The organism is Pseudoalteromonas sp. NJ631 (genome assembly GCF_000276645.1).
Taxonomy (GTDB): Bacteria; Pseudomonadota; Gammaproteobacteria; order Enterobacterales; family Alteromonadaceae; genus Pseudoalteromonas; species Pseudoalteromonas piscicida.
This window is the reverse complement of sequence record NZ_AKXJ01000005.1, coordinates 129,438-147,237: the sequence shown is the minus strand read 5'-3', so window position 1 is coordinate 147,237 and position 17,800 is coordinate 129,438. Positions and strand designations below refer to the sequence as shown.

The 17,800-nt window shown below is 43.7% G+C and carries 13 protein-coding genes; 3 read left to right on the top strand and 10 right to left on the bottom strand.

What is annotated here, in order from left to right; translation table 11 throughout:
- Positions 1–38 precede the first annotated feature (38 nt).
- The 8 genes from A587_RS0110910 to A587_RS0110870 all read right to left on the bottom strand — a co-directional run bounded on the left by A587_RS0110910 (position 39) and on the right by A587_RS0110870 (position 10,028).
- The gene (locus A587_RS0110910) at positions 39–2,144 is read right to left on the bottom strand and encodes a TonB-dependent siderophore receptor (RefSeq protein WP_017217621.1); all 2,106 of its coding nucleotides are present in this window, start codon (positions 2,142–2,144) and stop codon (positions 39–41) included.
- 64 nt (positions 2,145–2,208) lie between these two features.
- Positions 2,209–3,051: a helix-turn-helix transcriptional regulator gene (locus A587_RS0110905; protein ID WP_017217620.1), complete on the bottom strand. Its 843-nt coding sequence runs from the start codon at positions 3,049–3,051 to the stop codon at positions 2,209–2,211.
- Between the two features lie 93 nt (positions 3,052–3,144).
- Complete coding sequence (locus A587_RS0110900) at positions 3,145–5,010, bottom strand: S8 family serine peptidase (protein WP_017217619.1); 1,866 nt, start codon at positions 5,008–5,010, stop codon at positions 3,145–3,147.
- 577 nt (positions 5,011–5,587) lie between these two features.
- The gene (locus A587_RS0110890) at positions 5,588–6,373 is read right to left on the bottom strand and encodes an HvfC/BufC N-terminal domain-containing protein (protein ID WP_017217617.1); all 786 of its coding nucleotides are present in this window, start codon (positions 6,371–6,373) and stop codon (positions 5,588–5,590) included.
- On the bottom strand, positions 6,366–7,196 hold the full coding sequence (bufB, locus tag A587_RS0110885; RefSeq protein WP_010369803.1) for an MNIO family bufferin maturase: 831 nt from the start codon (positions 7,194–7,196) through the stop codon (positions 6,366–6,368). The genes A587_RS0110890 and bufB overlap by 8 nt, the downstream gene beginning before the upstream one ends.
- Before the next feature lie 85 nt (positions 7,197–7,281).
- On the bottom strand, positions 7,282–7,731 hold the full coding sequence (gene bufA2 / locus A587_RS0110880; protein ID WP_010369800.1) for a BufA2 family periplasmic bufferin-type metallophore: 450 nt from the start codon (positions 7,729–7,731) through the stop codon (positions 7,282–7,284).
- A gap of 396 nt (positions 7,732–8,127) precedes the next feature.
- Positions 8,128–9,120, bottom strand: a complete 993-nt coding sequence (locus A587_RS0110875; RefSeq protein WP_017217616.1) for a helix-turn-helix domain-containing protein — start codon at positions 9,118–9,120, stop codon at positions 8,128–8,130.
- The gene (locus A587_RS0110870) at positions 9,120–10,028 is read right to left on the bottom strand and encodes a GGDEF domain-containing protein (protein ID WP_017217615.1); all 909 of its coding nucleotides are present in this window, start codon (positions 10,026–10,028) and stop codon (positions 9,120–9,122) included. Before A587_RS0110870 ends, A587_RS0110875 begins: the two co-directional genes overlap by 1 nt.
- Positions 10,029–10,377: 349 nt before the next feature.
- Here A587_RS0110870 and A587_RS0110865 point away from each other — a divergent pair, with 349 nt between their 5' ends.
- The 3 genes from A587_RS0110865 to A587_RS0110855 all read left to right on the top strand — a co-directional run bounded on the left by A587_RS0110865 (position 10,378) and on the right by A587_RS0110855 (position 16,145).
- Positions 10,378–13,167, top strand: a complete 2,790-nt coding sequence (locus tag A587_RS0110865; RefSeq protein ID WP_017217614.1) for a TonB-dependent receptor — start codon at positions 10,378–10,380, stop codon at positions 13,165–13,167.
- Positions 13,168–13,339: 172 nt separating this feature from the next.
- Positions 13,340–14,599 (top strand): metallophosphoesterase, encoded by a 1,260-nt coding sequence (locus A587_RS0110860; protein WP_017217613.1) that lies wholly within the window; start codon positions 13,340–13,342, stop codon positions 14,597–14,599.
- Positions 14,600–14,738: 139 nt separating this feature from the next.
- On the top strand, positions 14,739–16,145 hold the full coding sequence (locus A587_RS0110855; RefSeq protein WP_017217612.1) for a hypothetical protein: 1,407 nt from the start codon (positions 14,739–14,741) through the stop codon (positions 16,143–16,145).
- 76 nt (positions 16,146–16,221) lie between these two features.
- Here A587_RS0110855 and A587_RS0110850 read toward each other — a convergent pair whose 3' ends face one another.
- Both A587_RS0110850 and A587_RS0110845 read right to left on the bottom strand, forming a co-directional pair.
- Positions 16,222–16,824 (bottom strand): hypothetical protein, encoded by a 603-nt coding sequence (locus A587_RS0110850; protein ID WP_017217611.1) that lies wholly within the window; start codon positions 16,822–16,824, stop codon positions 16,222–16,224.
- A 33-nt stretch (positions 16,825–16,857) separates the two neighbouring features.
- Positions 16,858–17,799 (bottom strand): hypothetical protein, encoded by a 942-nt coding sequence (locus tag A587_RS0110845; RefSeq protein WP_017217610.1) that lies wholly within the window; start codon positions 17,797–17,799, stop codon positions 16,858–16,860.
- Between the last annotated feature and the right edge of the window lies 1 nt (position 17,800).

Sequence of the window (17,800 nt, the reverse complement as noted above, 5' to 3'; positions counted from 1 at the left end):
CCCTTTAAATCCTTTCGTAAGCTCTCTTAGGTGAGAGATTAAAAGCGGTAATGGAGACCAACATCGGCTTTGCGCTCAGCACCCATCCAGCAGTTGCTTTCGTCATAGCATGCACCAACGTATCGCTTGTCACTGAGGTTACTAATGCTAAAGGTGATCCTAGCTCGCTCGCTGAGTTCATAATCAAAGGCGATGTCGAATAAGGTATAGGATGGCACGGTATCTGAGTTGTATTTGCCAACATAACTCTTGCCAACATACCGAGCGCCAACACTTACTTTAAGTGCACTCAACAGGCTTGGGTAATAGTTTAACCAAAGTGATGCGGTGTTATCTGCAACCCACACTAAGCGTTTCCCCACCAAATCTTGGTCTAATTCATTTTTAGTGACTTTCTGGTCTAGATGCGTAGCATTGAACTGCACATCAACTTGTTCATTAAAGGTGTGAGAAGCCTCAAGCTCAATACCTTTGGACTGGATTTCACCGGCTTGAGTTTTCGTGACAAAGTCTTTGCTGTTAATGATTTCGTTCTGCTTGGTGAGATCGAATAGCGCAAATGTTAGCTGTGTATCGCGAGATTGATATTTAACGCCAAGTTCCCATTGTTCTGCTTCAGTTGGCTTGAAGGCTTGTTGAGTTACGCTATCTTCTCCTGCAACGGGTTCAAATGACTGACTATAGCTCACGTAAGGTCGCCAACCAGAATCCAGCTGATAAAGTGCGGCAATTCTTCCGGTGAGTTGGGTGTCATCAATATTTGATTCCGTTTGCCACTCGGTGCCAGCGTAGTTTTTATCAGCAGTAACATCACTGGTGAAACTATCGTATCTAAGACCAGCCAAGAGGGTTAGCGCTGATATTGTCACTTGGTCTTGGATGTAAAACGCACGGTTACTTTGTTCAATATCGTGCGCTTCGGTATAGAAGTTAAGTGGCAAAGCGCTGACATCAAACGCTGCATAGTTGGGCGCTGCAAGATTAATACTTGGTGTGCCTGTCCCAAGTGTATCCCAATACCCTACGGTTGAGCTTAAGGTTTTGTATTCAAAACCCAAGAGCAAGTGATGTGATGAGTCGCCAACCGTAAAGTGAGTAGACAATTGGTTGTCTAAAACATAGCCATGTTGCGTTTCATCGGTTTTATAGGCTGCACGGGCAAGTATGGTGTCGCTATCAGCAGTTAAGTTTTGGTTGTAGGTATTTTGCTGTAAGCCTTCTGCATCGGTGTAACGCCAATTAGCAAACAAAGACCAATCGTCGGATAAACTATGCTCCAGCTTTAGCCCTGCCATTAGCGTTGTTCTATCAAAATTGGACCAATTGATATCGCCTGCAAATGCATCGGCATCTAGATAACCGTAACTTGCACGCGTGAGTGTACCAACACTATGTAAGGGAGTGGACGGTATGGCTTTGGGATCGTCTTGGTAATAAAGTTGTGCTGTTAACGCCGTATCATGGTTCGGTTGCCAGCGCAGTGAAGGTGCAAATACCGTGCGCTCTTCTTCCGTTGTTTTTTGCTGGCCATCACTTGTTCTTGATAGCGCAATGGCGCGATAGCTTAATTCATCGGTGATCACACCGCCATGATCAACGCCGATTTCTTTGAGCGCTCTGCTACCGAGTCTTAGGCGAACCTGTGTTTGCTCAGTGCCATTGGCAAGCTTTGCGATTTGGTTAACCATGCCACCTGGCGGTGCTGAGCCATAAAGTACTGACGCTGGGCCTTTTAGCACCTCAATGGTGTCGGTGGCAAAGGCATCAACTTGAGGATATAAATTCCAAAGATTATTGGATTGAAGTTCTAGGCCATCGTAATAATTTCGATAAGATTCAAAACCGCGAATAGTGTATTGATCAAAAATGGTGACTGTGCTGCGGCTCTCTGGTGTGATACCAGAAACATAGCGCAACGCAGCATTGACCGAGTCAGCTTGGCGTAGCTGCAATGTGTCTTGATCTATATGAGAAATAGAAAAGGGCGCGTTGATTGGTGCTAAAGACGACTTTGTTCCGGTACTTTTATATTGGCTGCCCTGAACTTCTATTCTTTCTAACTCATCTTTTTTATTTTCATTGGCACTGGTGGTTTGAGAAAGCAGTGAGAGGCATACTGCAGCATAGAGTGTGTTAATTTTCATTGTTCTACTACTATAGATAATGAGAGTGATTCTTATTATATATATTTGCACGGTTCAGTTTTGTCTAAGAGTGCACTCGTTGTGAAATTTGCTTGGGTGAAAGAGAAAATAATTGCTTAAAACGACGGCTGAAGTGCGCCTGATTTTTAAATCCACTATCAATAGCAATTTGATTTAATGATGCGGAGCTATTGAGTAACTCAAAATAAGCGTGAGTGAGTCTGGTGCGGATCAGATATTCACTGGCACTCAGATCAGATGCGGCAAAGAGTTTGTGAATATAACGTTTTGACCAGCCAGAATGCTCACATAGCATGTCGATACAAAATGCTTCATCACTTGCATGTGTAGAGATGAGCCGTTTTAAATCCGCCAGTGGCGACCTTGGTAATTGGGTCGGCTGGCAAGCGCTTAGATGCAGTACAATTTCATCTTCAAGCCATTTTGCCGCTGTTAAATTTAGCGTTGTGGCGGTTAAGGCGCTTTTGAATAATGTTGATAGACCAGAGGGAATTGTCAGCGCTTGTCCATGCAAAAGCCGCTTGCCGGTTCGAGCTACGAGCCAATTGATTGGAAAGTTGAAGCTAACGGCGTGATATTGTGTAGGAAGGTGAAAGACATGTTTTTGATTTGCTTCAAGATAGATTAACTGCGTTAGATCAGCACGCTGCAAAGATTGCTCAGTCAGCCACCAACCATTTCCTTCAGAGATAAGGATCAAACTACCATAGTTTTCAGGCATCATCGCCGCAGTTTGCGCAGTGCGATGGTAAATAATGCCATCGAGTTTTACTTGCGAGATACTACTACAGATGAGCGGCACTTCGGTGTGTAGTTCACCGTCAGACACATGGTCATAAAACCCTTGATGTAATAATTGGCTGTAGAGATCTAATACAATACTCATTAAAAACAAAAATGGTGGCTCAAACGAGCCACCACTGTACTTGTTTTTTCAATAAACCCCAAACGAAATGAGATTTATTTGTAATAAAGCTAATTAATAGCTTGCAACAAGTGTTACGCCAGAGAAGCTAGAATAGCCACGCAACTTGATGTAATAGGTTGCACCTTGGCCTGAACTTAAACTACAAGATTCATTATTACCATTTAAGAACGGACGACAATCATAGGTTGATGTCGTAGGTGCCGCACCTTTACGAACATACAAGTCTGCATCGCCAGAGCCGCCAGAGCTTGCAACTGTCAAGGTTACATTTGCTGGAACATCAATGGTGTATTGCAACTCTTGGCCGGATGCACCAGCTAAACCACTTACTGGGATGCCATTTTCTAAGCAATTGCTACCACAGCCACCAGGATCAGATGAGTAAGTACCTGTGAGGGTCGCATTTGCATACGCAGCGTAACCATTTAGCATCACATACCAATCACCTGCAGTCGGATTGGTGAAATCGCATGATTCATTATTACCATCCAGATAGGGGCGGCAAGCGTAACTATTCAGCGTTGGTTGAGAGCCTTGCTGTACATACAGGTCGGCATCGCCAGTACCACCAGCAAGTGAGAAGTTCAGTGCGCTAGCGCCTGCTGGAACAACCAACTTATAGAAGGTTTGCTGACCAGATGCACCTGATGCACTGACGCCTTGGCCATTAACTAGCTCTGTGATTGGATCTGGATCTGGGTCCGGATCAGTGCCATCAGCTAGTGTATAAAGTAGCTCGTTAGGTGAACCGCTTTGTGGGTTAGAGACTTTACCTTTTGATGAGCGTTGGCTCAGCAAGCTATCAATTTGTGACGGGCTTAGACTTGGGTTTTCATCCAAATATAGCGCAACAGCACCCGCAACGTGCGGTGCGGCCATCGAAGTACCGCTGATGGTATTGGTTGATGTATCTGAGTTATACCAGGCAGAAGTAATACTTGAACCCGGTGCATAAATGTCTAGACAGTTACCATAGTTTGAGAAACTAGAACGGGCATCGCTGCTTGTGGTTGAACCCACAGTGATTGCATTGGCTGCACGTGCTGGTGAGTAATTACAGGCATTGCTATTGTCATTACCCGCCGCAACAACAAAGCTAACGCCTGAGGCAACTGCGTTATTTACTGCGTCATCAACCGCTTGAGAAACGCCACCACCCAAACTCATGTTAGCAACGGATGGGCCTGATGCATTGTTTTTAACCCAATCGATACCAGAGATAACGCCTGAATATGAACCCGAGCCGTTACAACCCAATACTCTTACGCCAACGATATTGACGTTTTTCGCTACCCCATATTCACCGCCACCAATTGTGCCTGCAACATGGGTACCATGACCGTTACAGTCTGTTGCATCATTGTCATTATCAACAAAGTCATAACCATGTGATGCACGGTTACCAAATTCATTGTGACTAATGCGAACACCCGTATCGATAACATAGGCCGTTACGCCAGTACCATCAAAATCATAATGGTAGTTTGAGTTTAGCGGTAGATTACGTTGATCGACGCGATCTAGACCCCAAGTTGGATTAGCTTGGTCGCCGCTTGCTGTGATAGCTGGGGTCACTGTAACCACTTGGTCTTGTTCGATATAGTCAATATTTGGGTTATTAAGCAGACCTTTTAGTTGCTTTGCCGATGCGTTAATCACCACACCGTTTAGCACGCCACCAAACTCTTTTGTAATGCTTACGTTATGTTTATTCTGTAACGCTTTAGCTTGCTTATTAGCGAAGGCTGCAACCGCTTTACTGTCTTTGACATTTAAAACAGAAGGTGTTGTGAACACCACAATATACTGATCATCGATTGCTTTGTTTGACTCTACGCTAAGTATTTTAGCGGCTTGTGCGTTGACTGAAGTCAAACCCGCTAATACTGCAAAACTAATAGCACTTAATTTACGCATTTTGTTGTTCCTTGCATGTTGTTTTGTTTAATTGTGTTTACCAATCTCAAGGTTATGAACTTATCTAGCTGCTGTAGACGCGTTATTCACCAAAGTTCAACGCTTGATTGCGTTTGTTTTGAGATAATGAACAACGCCAGCTAAATAAAAATTGCACATAATTTCGACTGGTTACACTAGGATAGAAGTAAAGCTTAAAAAATAAACAAAAAATACAAAAAAAATTTACAATGTGTTTTTTAATGCATAGATTAGCTGACCAAATAAGCGAGAGATTTATGCTTGTTCTTTATATATTGTAAATAAATACAATTAGTTAATTTTGATTTTAGGGAGGGGTAACGCGACAGGGTAAGAGGAATAAATAGGCTAGAAAAATTCCAAATAAGTATAGGGTATGTGATTTTTTGTTAATTTATCTTTACATTTAAGCTTGGTTTTTGACTTTTGACTTTTGAATTGTTAACAAGGTCAATGCCAATCAAGGTGAAAACCATGCTTATTATTAAACTTGGTTGATACAGCTTTAACTTCTCTTTGATCCTCATTTTCCATGCCGCTTTGTTGAATATCGCGGTTATATAGCAACTTTAAAGCCACTAAACCATCCCAAATTAAGCCCTTTTTGCAGTAACTGCATCACCATTGCTGTGCCTTGTGCTAAATCATCACTTTGCTCAGCTGCGTATTCACAGACAAAACTAAACGGCAGCGCGTTCTTCATGCTTTGTAGACAAGCAAATTCGGCTGCCGTTAACGAGTGATACCCAGTGCGCATATCGCGCTCTCTGGCGAGTATCCAGTAGTTTGGTTTTGTCGACACTTCAGGGACCGGTGTACTGTTCTTTAGCGCTTGCCAGCTGTCGACCGCATTATGTGTAAATCCCAATAAGTGAACGCTGGGGTGAAAAGTAAACTGCAAGTTTGGAAATTGTGCTGCTGCAATTTTTTGTAGGTGCACAAGTCCTAATTGAGGCGCATCTTCTGCGTCAAATGCACTGAGTAATGTACGTTCAAATTGTGCGATTTCAGTGAGAATAGGGTAGAGCTTAAATGGCTCAAATTGGCTTAAATATTCAGGAAGCGCATCGCCAAACTGACGCAATGAGGTCGAACGCGAAGGAAAGTGCTCTAGATAGCCCGAAAACATCTCATCAAACAGGGCATCACCCAAATAAAAACCAAGCATTTCATGATCTTGTTCTAATACTTTTTTTAATCTGATGTGATAAGCATTAGTGTATATTTGTGCGCGTTGTGCGACATTTAGGCCGCTTTGATATTCAATTTCAGCCATTAATTGGCTGTCATCGCCTTTTAGCATTGCAATAAAGGCGTGTTGCAGCGCGGCGAGATCAGCCATATGTTCTCCAACTGCTAGGGGCTATTCCTTTGGCTAAGTTCAGCTCTTGTAATAATCCCGCGAGTTCAGGAAAGTTATCATCACGTTCAATCATGGTGTTAATAGGGGATCGGTTTTGAGTGTATTGGCGATACAAACTCCACACCTCTTCGCAAATAGGTTGGTCGTGCGTATCAACAATATGTGTACCAAAATCGCTGTGGCCAGCCAAGTGAATTTGTGCGACCGCTTGTGTTGGTATGGCGTTAAGGTAAGTCATTGGGTCGAATTGATGATTGCGTGAGCTTACATATACGTTGTTGATGTCGAGCAATAACTGGCATCCGGTACGCTGGTGCAATTCGCTCAAAAACGCCCACTCTGTCAGTTCAGATTGTTTGTAGTTTAAATAACTTGAGACATTTTCAAAGATCATTGGACGCTCAAGGTAATCTTGTACTTGATTGATTCTTGCGGTGAGATGTATCAGCGCTTCTTCAGTGTAGGGAAGTGGCAATAAATCATGGCTATTAAACTCGCCTAAGCTGCTAAAGCAGAGGTGATCTGACACCCATTCGGGTTCAACCCGTGCGATGGTGCGTTTAAGTTGCGCAAGGTAATTCATATCTAGGGGCGAAGTACTGCCTATCGACATCGATACTCCGTGCATCACAATGGGGTAGTGTTCTTTAATCTGCGAGAGGTAATACCAAGGCTTGCCGCCGTCGACAAAGTAATTTTCAGAGATAATCTCAAACCAATCTACTTGGGGTCGGGTGTCGATAATAGCGTCAAAATAACACGTGCGTAGGCCAAGACCAAAGCCCAGAAAGGGTACTGACATAATTGCGCTCTTTTAATGCATTGTGCGTGTTTATCTATTGCAATAATAATCTTGATAGATAAACACGCGCCGAGGTTAAAGCTTATTAGCTTTTCGCTTTGCCACCAATATCAGCACAGGCCTTTGCTGGCATGCTGACAAATCCAGTCCCTTTGCAAGAAGCGTGTCCCGCACAAGCATTACTTGCGGTTTTACAATCGTTATGGCCTCCGCAAACGTTGACATCGTGGCAGTGCACAAGGTCGGCCTTTGCGACACTACCAACCCATGCGTCTTTTTGATTGCCACCGACATCACTGCACGCTTTACTCGGCATGGCAACAAAGCCAGTGCCTTTGCAAGAAGCTTGTCCTGAGCAGGCATTACTCGCGGTTTTACAATCGTTATGCCCGCCGCAAGTATTGACGTCATAACAATGCACTAAATCTGTTTCAGCTGTCGCAGCTTGTGCGTTTGTGGAATTGTTTTCTGTGCTATTACAACCCACTAAACCCGCTACCATTATCGCCATTGCAGCGCCCGTTAATGCTTTCATTTTTTTAATCCTCTTTGTTATCTATTAACGTGCTTAGCTTCGGCCAAGGGGCTGCTTATCTTTCAAGTTTGTTTTTGCAGCAGTTTGATTGCCATTTATACAAGGCAGAGCCAGCGTAGCATAGTTGTTCTATGTAAGTCTGGCGATAACACAGTAGAAATGGCAATCAAGCGCTGCCCTTCGGGTTCACCTGAGTGTGCTTCGTTCTTTGTTGCTCAACTTTAGCTTAGCCCACTATGCGGCAAGTCGAGCGCCGCGATCAAAACTCACTCAGAAGAACAAAAATAAAACAGCAAAGGTAAGCAGCCTCTGGGATTATCGAAACGTAGTCACGTTATAAAAGACCTAGTAACCGCAAGATCCATTTCAGTGTAGAAGAAAAAATGGGGGATAAAGTTAAATCTTACGAAAATAGGAAGGCGTTAATCCCGTCCAGCGCTTAAATGCACGGCGAAAATTAGTAATGTCGCTAAACTGTAAAGCGGTTGCAATTTGTTCATTGGAATAGCCTTGCTCAGTCACGTAAAACATGGCTTGTTGACGATGCAGTCTGTCTTTTTCGTTAATAAAAGTAGTCTGATGTAGCTTGAGTTTACGTTTGAAAGTTGCAGCACTCATGCCCATCATTTCAGCGATTTGCTCACTATGATATTTAGGATATTTTAATTGTAAGCGGTGCAGCTGGGCGAGAAACCCACGCTGTGGTGAGGGCAAGCCCTTTAACTGCCGAGCCACTAAATAAGGGAACGTACCAATTTGTTGCTGAGCTAAAGCTTGGTTACTCATTACAACGGCAAAATCACTGTGATCAAAGCTGTAAGCTAGATGTATATGGCTTAAGTATTGCGCGATTTGTTTTGGCTTTGTATACGGAAACTGCAATGTCAAGGCGGTTTCTGGGCTGCGCCACTTAAGGTAGCCACAACAAAGGCTTGCCATTGCTTCGCATAAAAATCGCGTGACCGCAGGCTTACCTTCTGCAATGGCGGGTGAAAACAGCAAATGGCAGCTTGTTTCCGTCTGGAGTTTTCTAACGTGGTAAAAAGGTAATATATCCAACCCTTTAAGCAGAAGTACTTTGAGTAATTGCTGTATGTTGTGGCAATTAAATAGCAGCTCGGCATGGTGACTGATTAGCGTATTAAGTAGGTATTGGCCGTAAATAAAACTGACTTCCTGACAGCTCGCTTGACTGACAAGGTTGCTTACTATTGTTTCAAACTGCTCATAACTAATGCAGGTTGGATTAGCGTGCAGATCGGTATAAAACAACTTACTGCCTTTCAAAATGATGTCTGCATGTACACCGCGCTGAGAAGCCAGCTCCACCAAGGGGAGTGCAAAATAGCGACTCGCAAGTTGTTTTGTTTGGCACTCAAAATAGGACATTAAGCCGCGGCTTCCTTGGCCTGATTCAGCTCGTTCACAAGCGCTGCTATCAGAGATTCAAATTCACAGTGTTTGTCATCAACTTCGATACAGCTCCATCTCACTGCACTATATTGCGGCTGGTTTTCACCGTCATCATAGTTGGCATGGCGAGCGATAAATTCTGCCGCACGGTTGGCAAAAGCTTGGGCTTGAACATGATTGGTTTGTGGGTGAACGACCACAAATTTATCCGCTGCAAAACGACATAGCAGATCACTCTCACGCATGCTCAAAGAGAGCATATCGGCAATATCGCGCAGTAACTGATTACTTTTTTGCATACCATGCTGGCGAGAATAAGCGGCAAAATCACATATATCGAATAGCGTTAAGCAAAATGGGCTATTGCCATTGGCAAGGCGGGATTGTTCGTGGCGAACTTGATTTTGCATATACTCTACGCTGTAAAGGCCGGTGACAAAGTCGGTCATGCTGTGGTCACGATAAAAACGCTCTTTTTTCATTAAGGTTTGATTGAATATGCTTTGTTCTTTATACCAGTAATAGGCTGAAATACTCATCAGCACCATGCCAAAGCAAGCAGGGATCGCTTCAAAACTGGTTAAATAATGGGGCGTGAATACCACCATCTCATCCAAAAAATCCCACAGCATAGAAACATACATGGCACTCAACCCTGCAAACAGTAGGTTAGTGACGAGTCCTTTTGGTCGAGTGAGCAAGGTCACCGCAATCCAAATCAGTGTCATCAGTGTGAGGCCACCTTCACCAATGCTATCGAGCCAATTGACGTCCGACAGTGGTCGCAATACTGAGGTATAGGCCGTGATGGTAATGGCAACCAGTGTGAGTAGCACTAGTAGCAACCACCGTGATTGATGAAGTAAAAAAGGCTGAAGTTTCATATTTGTTGTCTAGTCAAAATGTAGAGCGATATAGTAAAAATTTGCGCTTGGTGCTGATAGGGTCAATTTAGCTCAGTAAAGGCGATGTTTTTATGACAAAAACTGCAACACTTTTGCATAACAGCAGCTAGCAAAGCGATTGTTATTCAGAGCTCAGGTTAAATATCGTTGCCAAAGTCCTAAGGGCTGGGGGTCATATCGGCTCAAATTCACGAGTTCGGCTGGCATAAATGCCCTGTTAAAGGCTGCAGCGCACTCAAGTGAAATAAAAGCGTCACGTTTTCGCACTAGGGTAGCCGCGACGTTTTAGCGGGGCGCTAAAATCCTACTCAACCTGTGCGAGCAAATAATGAAAAAAAATCTACCGACAAGCTTTACGCTTTCTGCTGTTGCGATGATCTGCGCTGGACTGACGTTAAGCTCAGCTGCAAATGCTAACACCCTAACAGGGCAAGTTAGTTCCGCATCGCAAAAGAGCCACTTTCAAGGAGCAAAAGTGGTGATCAAAGAATTAGACAGAACCCTTATCTCTGAGCGAGATGGCCGCTTTACGGCAACCAATCTCCCGGCGGGTAATTATACGCTTGAGATAAGTTATCTTGGCGCTGAAACAGTGACTAAAAGCGTCATAATTGCTGATAACCAAGTCACCGATGTTCAAGTACAGCTTGGTTCTCAATCGGGCCAAATGGACGATATTATTGTTGTAGGGCAAAGAGCTGGACAAGCAGGTGCACTAAACCGACAAAAAAATGCCCTGTCACTTAAATCGATCGTCAGCGCGGATTCCATCGGTCAGTTGCCGGATCAAAACGCAGCAGAAGCACTGCAACGTCTGCCAGGACTTTCTATTCAACGAGATCAAGGTGAAGGCCGATTTGTGGCAATTCGTGGGATCGACCCAAATCTAAATAACGTGACCATCAATGGTGCCAACGTGCCTTCTCCTGAAGCGGGCGTGCGCTCGGTGGCGATGGATGTCATCCCAAGTGAGTTAGTGCAAAGCCTAGAGGTGAGCAAAACGGTCACACCGGATATGGACGCATCAGCTGTGGGCGGTAGCATCGAAGTAAAAAGCCTCAGTGCTTTTGACCGAGAAGGGCAGAGCTACAGCGTAACGTTACAAGCGTCACACAATAAACAGGTGAGCGAGACCAGCCCAAAAGCGTCGTTTAGCTTCACCGATATTTATGCCGCAGGTAAAGAGGTGGAAGTTGGGGTTGCAACGGCGGTATCTTGGTTTGAGCGTGAGTTTGGTTCTCATAATATGGAAACCGATGGCGGCTGGATGGAACTAGAAATGGACGATGTGAACTCAGGAGAAGAAGTGAGCTTCTTTGGTGCTGAGGAAATGGAGCAGCGCCACTATCGTATTACGCGAGAGCGTTTAGGGGCGGCACTGAATCTTGATGTACATCACAAAGGGTTTAACAAATACTACTTACGCACGCTCTACAGCAAGTTTTCTGACGATGAATTTCGTCAACGCAATGAGTACAAGTTTGACAAAGGCGATGTATTTGCCGATGAGCTAAGCCAAAATGCGGCCTATTTCTCAGGTGCAGAAATGGATAGAGATACCAAAGACAGATATGAAGAGCAAAGCATTTTATCTGTGGTTTTGGGCGGCGAAAACTTAGTGCAGGATTGGTTTATTGAATACAGCATTGGCTACTCGAAATCAGATGAAAGCGAGCCAAATCGCTTGGATACCTCATTTGCTGGAGAAGACTTTGCGCTAGGGTATGTACTGGATGGTAAGACACCCACGCTTGCAGCGGATGAAGCTTCTCAGCAGCTTAGCAATTTTGAAATCGATGAAATTGTATGGGAGAACAACCTAAGTGAAGATGAAAATACCAGCTTTAGACTGGACTTAACTAAAGACTTCACTTTACTTGGTCACAATGCGCAAATTAAATTTGGTGGTAAATATGCTGATCGTGAAAAGTTTAACCGCGTTGACGCCAAACTATACGATGGCGGCTTTGATGACCTAACTGCGAAAGACTTTGCCGCCAATGAGCCTGAGTATGATCTTGGGGCCTTTGGTCCGGGTTTAAGTCGCGGCCTGATCCGCGACTACTTCTACAGTAATCGCAGTGCCCTTGAGCTAAACCAGCTTGAAACTGACATTGAAACACAAGGTCGCTCATACACCAGTGAAGAAACCGTCACCGCGCTCTACGCGATGCTGACGGTCGACATTGATAAACTCAATGTTATTGCAGGCTTTAGATACGAAGACACAGATTATGCAACGAGTGGTAATCGTGTTGAACTCATTAATGATGAAGTGAATGACGTTGAGCGCGTCGAGATCAACCAATGGCAAGTTGAAGATAGCTACGACCATTTATTACCAAATTTAACATTGCGCTATGAAATCAGCGACAAGCTGATCACCCGTTTTGCCTACACACAGACTCTTGCGCGTCCAAGCTTTGAAGATGCAGCAGCATTTCAAATCATAGAAACAGAGACCACAGAAGATGATGGCGAAGTTGAAATTGAGCGTAAAGCCGAAGTCGGAAACCCAGACTTAGACCCATACAAGTCAACAAACTATGACTTTTCCGTAGAATATTACCCCGGCGCAATTGGCGTGTTATCTGCAGGCGTTTTTCACAAAAACATCGATAATTTTATTGCCAAAGCCGAGGTGCAAGATAACGGTCAGTGGCAAGGCTATAAAGAAGTTATTCAAAGCGTTAATGGCGGCGCCGCTGAACTGACAGGGGTGGAGCTTGCGTACACGAAGAACTTTCAAAACGGTTTGATGCTCTCAGCGAATGGTACATTTATTGATGCTGATGACAATCTACCAAACCAATCCGACACCGTGGGCAACCTAATGTTTGGTTATGAAAATAGCCAAATAAGCGCAAGGTTGAGTGCGTCGTACAAGAGCAAAAGCTTTTTGTTTGAAGAGAACAAGCAGCGCGTTTTACAAGACGACCATCTGCAACTCGATTTAAGCATGAAATACTTTTATACCGAGCAAACTCAGCTTTATTTCAACGCGATCAATTTAACCGACGAGCCGATGAGCATTTATCAAGGCGACACTCGTTACAACTACCAATACGAAACCTATGGTCGTTCATTTGAGCTTGGAGTAACGGTAACGTCCTTCTAAGAGAGCAGTAAAGGTGGGTGTCCTAGTAAAAGCATTTCTTATATTTATTTAAAAGGTGTATTAAAAGGACACTCATCATATCGAGCTAGAGTCTTAGGTATAGGATGTATTAAAAGGACACCCACCTTATTTATATGCAGGAGGATGCAGTGGTAACACTGTGTCGGTAACAATGAAAATAACATCAATAGCATTACTATTCGCGCTTAGTAGCACAGCGCAGGCCGCGGAAAATATTAACTTTCTGGCTTTTGGTGATGGCGGCTATCACCCAGATTATCCAAAAACAAAGCACATTAAATCGCCTAAAAATAAGGCTGAATTTATTGCTGCTGAAAAGGCGGATTGGTTAGAAGAACATCGCCCGCTCGAAGAGTTTAATCATGCGCCTATCTATATTTATCCGGGAACCGAAACCGCAACGGAGGAAACCGGTGCGTTGGTGGTTGGACAGGCAATGGCCTCTTTGTGTGAGAAAAAGCCATGCGACTTTGCTATTCAGCTTGGTGATAATATCTATCCTGATGGAGCGGCGGCTAACGATGGCAAAGATGACCAAAAGCGTATGGATGACTTGATTTTAGGGCCGCTAAAGCTGCTACTTATTCAAAACCCAGAGTTGGTTGTGTACTCAGCATTAGGCAACCACGATTGGAAGACGTCTCGTCGCGGCGTGAAATTACAGACCGAATGGATGGCTAAGCAAGCTAATTTCCATATGGATGGCAAAGGTTATTACAGCTACACCTTTGGTGAGAAAGGCAATAACGTCGAGTTTTTTGTGCTCGATACCAATATGTTGCTTTCAGGTCAGCATTATTACGAAATTCCACTAAAACCGGACGGTAGTGAACAAGGATTGGCGAGTGCACTGGCAAGCGAACAAGCCGAAGTTGAAGACATTGAAAAACACGAGCAACCTGTAAATGGGGAAGATCACAGGCAATTGGCTTGGCTTGCAAATGGGCTTAAAAACTCAACCGCAAAATGGAAAATTGTATATGGACACCATGTACTTTGGTCGATTGGTGGCACCAAATATGACGAAGCGCACGTATTACGCCGCTTAATCTTACCCGAACTGTGTGAGTACGCGGATGCGTATATCGCAGGCCATGAGCATGATTTGGAACTGTTAACGGACGACTGCTCACGTGTACTCCCCGGAAACACAAAGCCTAAGTTACCACTTATTATCAGCGGCGCCGCATCAAAAATGCGCGGTACGCATACACCGCTTGCCAACTATCAAGAAAAGCGTTACCCAGAGTACGACCTAGTCTGGAATAAAGCTTTTACTTGGGGCTTTGCGCATATCGAATTAGACAACCAAAAAGACATGCTAAATGTGTCGTTTTACTCAACACCAAACAATTTAAGCGGTCAGCTGGTGCCAGAGCAAAGCTTTAGCTTCGCTCACCGCAGTAAGTAACAGATCAGCAGGCGATAAACATGCGGTTTTAAGCAATTAAAAAGGGTGAAATACAGATTAAATGTAATGGTGTGTAATTGATGGCTTCCGTTTTGATGAACTAGATTTAACAGGAGTTTTACATCTTAAGGAAAGCATCATGCTACCGTCATCAATTACACGCACTAAACTCCAATTACTTGGAATGTCATTATTGCTTGCTACAAGTACACTGGCTGTGCCAAGTGCGCTTGCTTACTCGAACGATACTTCTTGTAAACCGAATAACGATTGGTTTGGCAGCCCTGTGCCAAACCCTCCTGAAGGTGCAAATAGTCCCTTTGCATTTAAAGATGGTAAAGATCTCTCGACAAACTGCGATTTTCATCAGTGGTCGTGGAATAAGTTTCTTTATTTAACGCAGCCTGACAAGCGTGCTCCTGGTGGCATGTTGATGTTTGGTTCTGGGTTTTGGCAGGTTGATAATGCGCTAAAACCTTATTTTGCCCCTTGGAATGATTTATTAAATCCAACCGGACTTCGCCCCGCAAATGTGTTGATCCTTGAAGATATAAATCAAGCAGGATCAGATGGTGTTATTTACAGCAAGTTTGGTGGGACGCCCGTACATTATTCGATCCACGTTAACGATACTTATATGAAGTCAGCAACCTCCCACCCTAAAGCAGATAGCAAAGCTGAATTTGCTGTGGGGTCGGTTGAGTTAAAGGTTGCTTGGATGGATGCCAAAGCGCTGCAGCAAGTCTATCCAAAGCTTGATTTAGCTGAGCATTTTTATATTCGTAAAGCGGTTTACCAAAAAGACAATAAATATAGCGGTACGGGAGAAGTAGCGCTCGTTGGCATGCATGTTGTCGGTGTGGTTGAAAATCACCCAGAGTTTATTTGGGCGACGTTCGAGCATAAATTGAATGCACCAGATTACTACAGCTCTGAGGGAAAGTTTAAGAAAAGCACGGCTTACTTACAGCAAGATAAAGTAGTGAGTAATAGTCATGATCTGCTATTTTATCGGGGCGGAACTGAGGTGCAAAATGCACATTTAACGTATCCAGCTTCTGAAACTACGACCAACACGTTTCGTTTATATCAGTACGGCGTGCCAAACGGCAATCCATATATAGCGGGTAATAACCCTGAACTGGTGGGGAGTCAGACACAACAAGCTCAAGATGAAACTAACTTCAATAATATTACCGAACTAAATAGCTTAGTGAATGTAAAACTGGAACAAAAGAATCCAGTTTGGAGTAACTACTTTTACTCCGGATCAATCTGGCTGAGCACGCAAGGTTACGATTTTGCAAATGGCATTAGTGGCAATATTGTGGGTAAGGGAGCCAACGAGGCGTTACGCGGCTCATTGGCGGTTGCCAATATCACTATGGAAACTTATACCCAAACTTTCAGCGATGTCACTGGCAGCGAGCCACAAATTAAACCAGCTAACTGTTTCAGCTGCCATGGTATAAGTGCAGGTAAATCAACGATGCAAGTAAGCCATATTTACAATAACTATTTAAAGTTAATGCAAAAGAGTCAGTAAATCAGGTTTCCTGAATGCGCACAGGCTCAAAATAGTAAGCCACCGATTTTAGCGGTGGCTTATTACTTCAAGGAGTTTAATCAATTTGCTTTGTGGGTTGCTTTATCTTTTGCATTAGAAAGAACAAAAGTCCTATAAAAACGATATTGATGAAAGCCATGATAAGGGCTACTTGATCCTCTGAGTGCCCGCGAAAGTCAGACAGCAAATCAGCAAAGATAAACAGGCTATAAAACGTACCTGCTATATTTAAGCCCCATCCTACAAAACGGGATGTCTTTACAAGCTGAGTGTAATCGCTAAGCTTTGCCATAATAAAGTGATACCCATACATCACACCTACGGCCGCCATCATTAAGCCGACAGCTGCATTGTCGCCTCGTTTATTTAAATAATATGCATCAAAACATAGAGCACCAACTGCAAATATGCCTATCAAAATAACAATGGCTTTAATCAAAAATTCAGCGACTGGGTTGGGCTCTCGCTTTGTTGAAACTTGAGATCTTGTTATCGTAACTTGCTGTCCATTTCGTATTACTTGTTGCGGCTGTTGTTGATAAGCTTGACCATATTTGGGATGTTGATTTTGCACACTCACATCAGTGATTGCACGAGTGGGCGTTCCTTCATCTAGAATATGCTCAACGCATTTCTTAATTAACTTTTTTATTGTCACAAAAACTCCTTGTTATAGAGATTAATTCGAGTATTACCAAAACTCTTTATCTAGTGGGCGGTCATTTTTTAGGTCGTAAAAGGGGGCTTGTTTTACTAAATCTTCACCTAATATTTGAATATGGTCTTCGTGGTCAAGGTAGGGGCTTTCTATCGTTTCTTGCCAACCCTTATAAAATGAACTTGGTATGGGCTGAGTGGTATCCATAAAACGGTGAATTTCACTCCACAGCCGCACGCTGCTGTCCATATCCTTTGGCTCCCAATCGGTTGAATAAAGTGTCTGGCGCTTAAGTGTTTTTGGGTATCGAAGTGGGGCTAAAAACGCCAAGTTATGCATCACACCTTTACCCGAGGAGAGCTTTACAATATACAGTTCAACTTCATCAAGTGTTAACGAGAAGCTCCCTTCGTTATTACCAATGGGAAAAGTGACAAGGCCTGTATTTCGGAAGAAGTCGACCCGTAGCACTTCAGAAGTATAGTGTTTAACACGGTAAACATAGACAAACAGGGGCAAAGCAAATGCTAGTAGTCCCGTGGTGAGCCATAAATACAAACTATCACCACTACCGAAATAAAAAATAATTGAAAGGAGCGCGATGATGGATGCCATATAGGCAAATACAATGTTTGCTAATTTACCAGTCCGTGAAAAGTCGGCACCACCAAGCGCTACTCGCCGATCAGAAGAAAAGACGTTATTTTGTTGGACTGGTTGAGCGTGAGAAGATACGGTAGGGCTCACTTTCAGCATCCCTTTGCTAATTTTAAAGTCTCGTGGTGTCGAGTCCTCTATTTTTAGCAGCGGTGTTTCTACTATCGGCCGATCATGCACTACCTTATCTACAGGCGCTGGAGTTAACGTTTGCGTCTCCTTTTTACCCTCAGTTTCCATCACCTTTTCAACAATTTTCTTTACCAAAATTGCTATAAAAGCAAGAACTGATTGATTAGATTTTAACTTGTCTCTCATG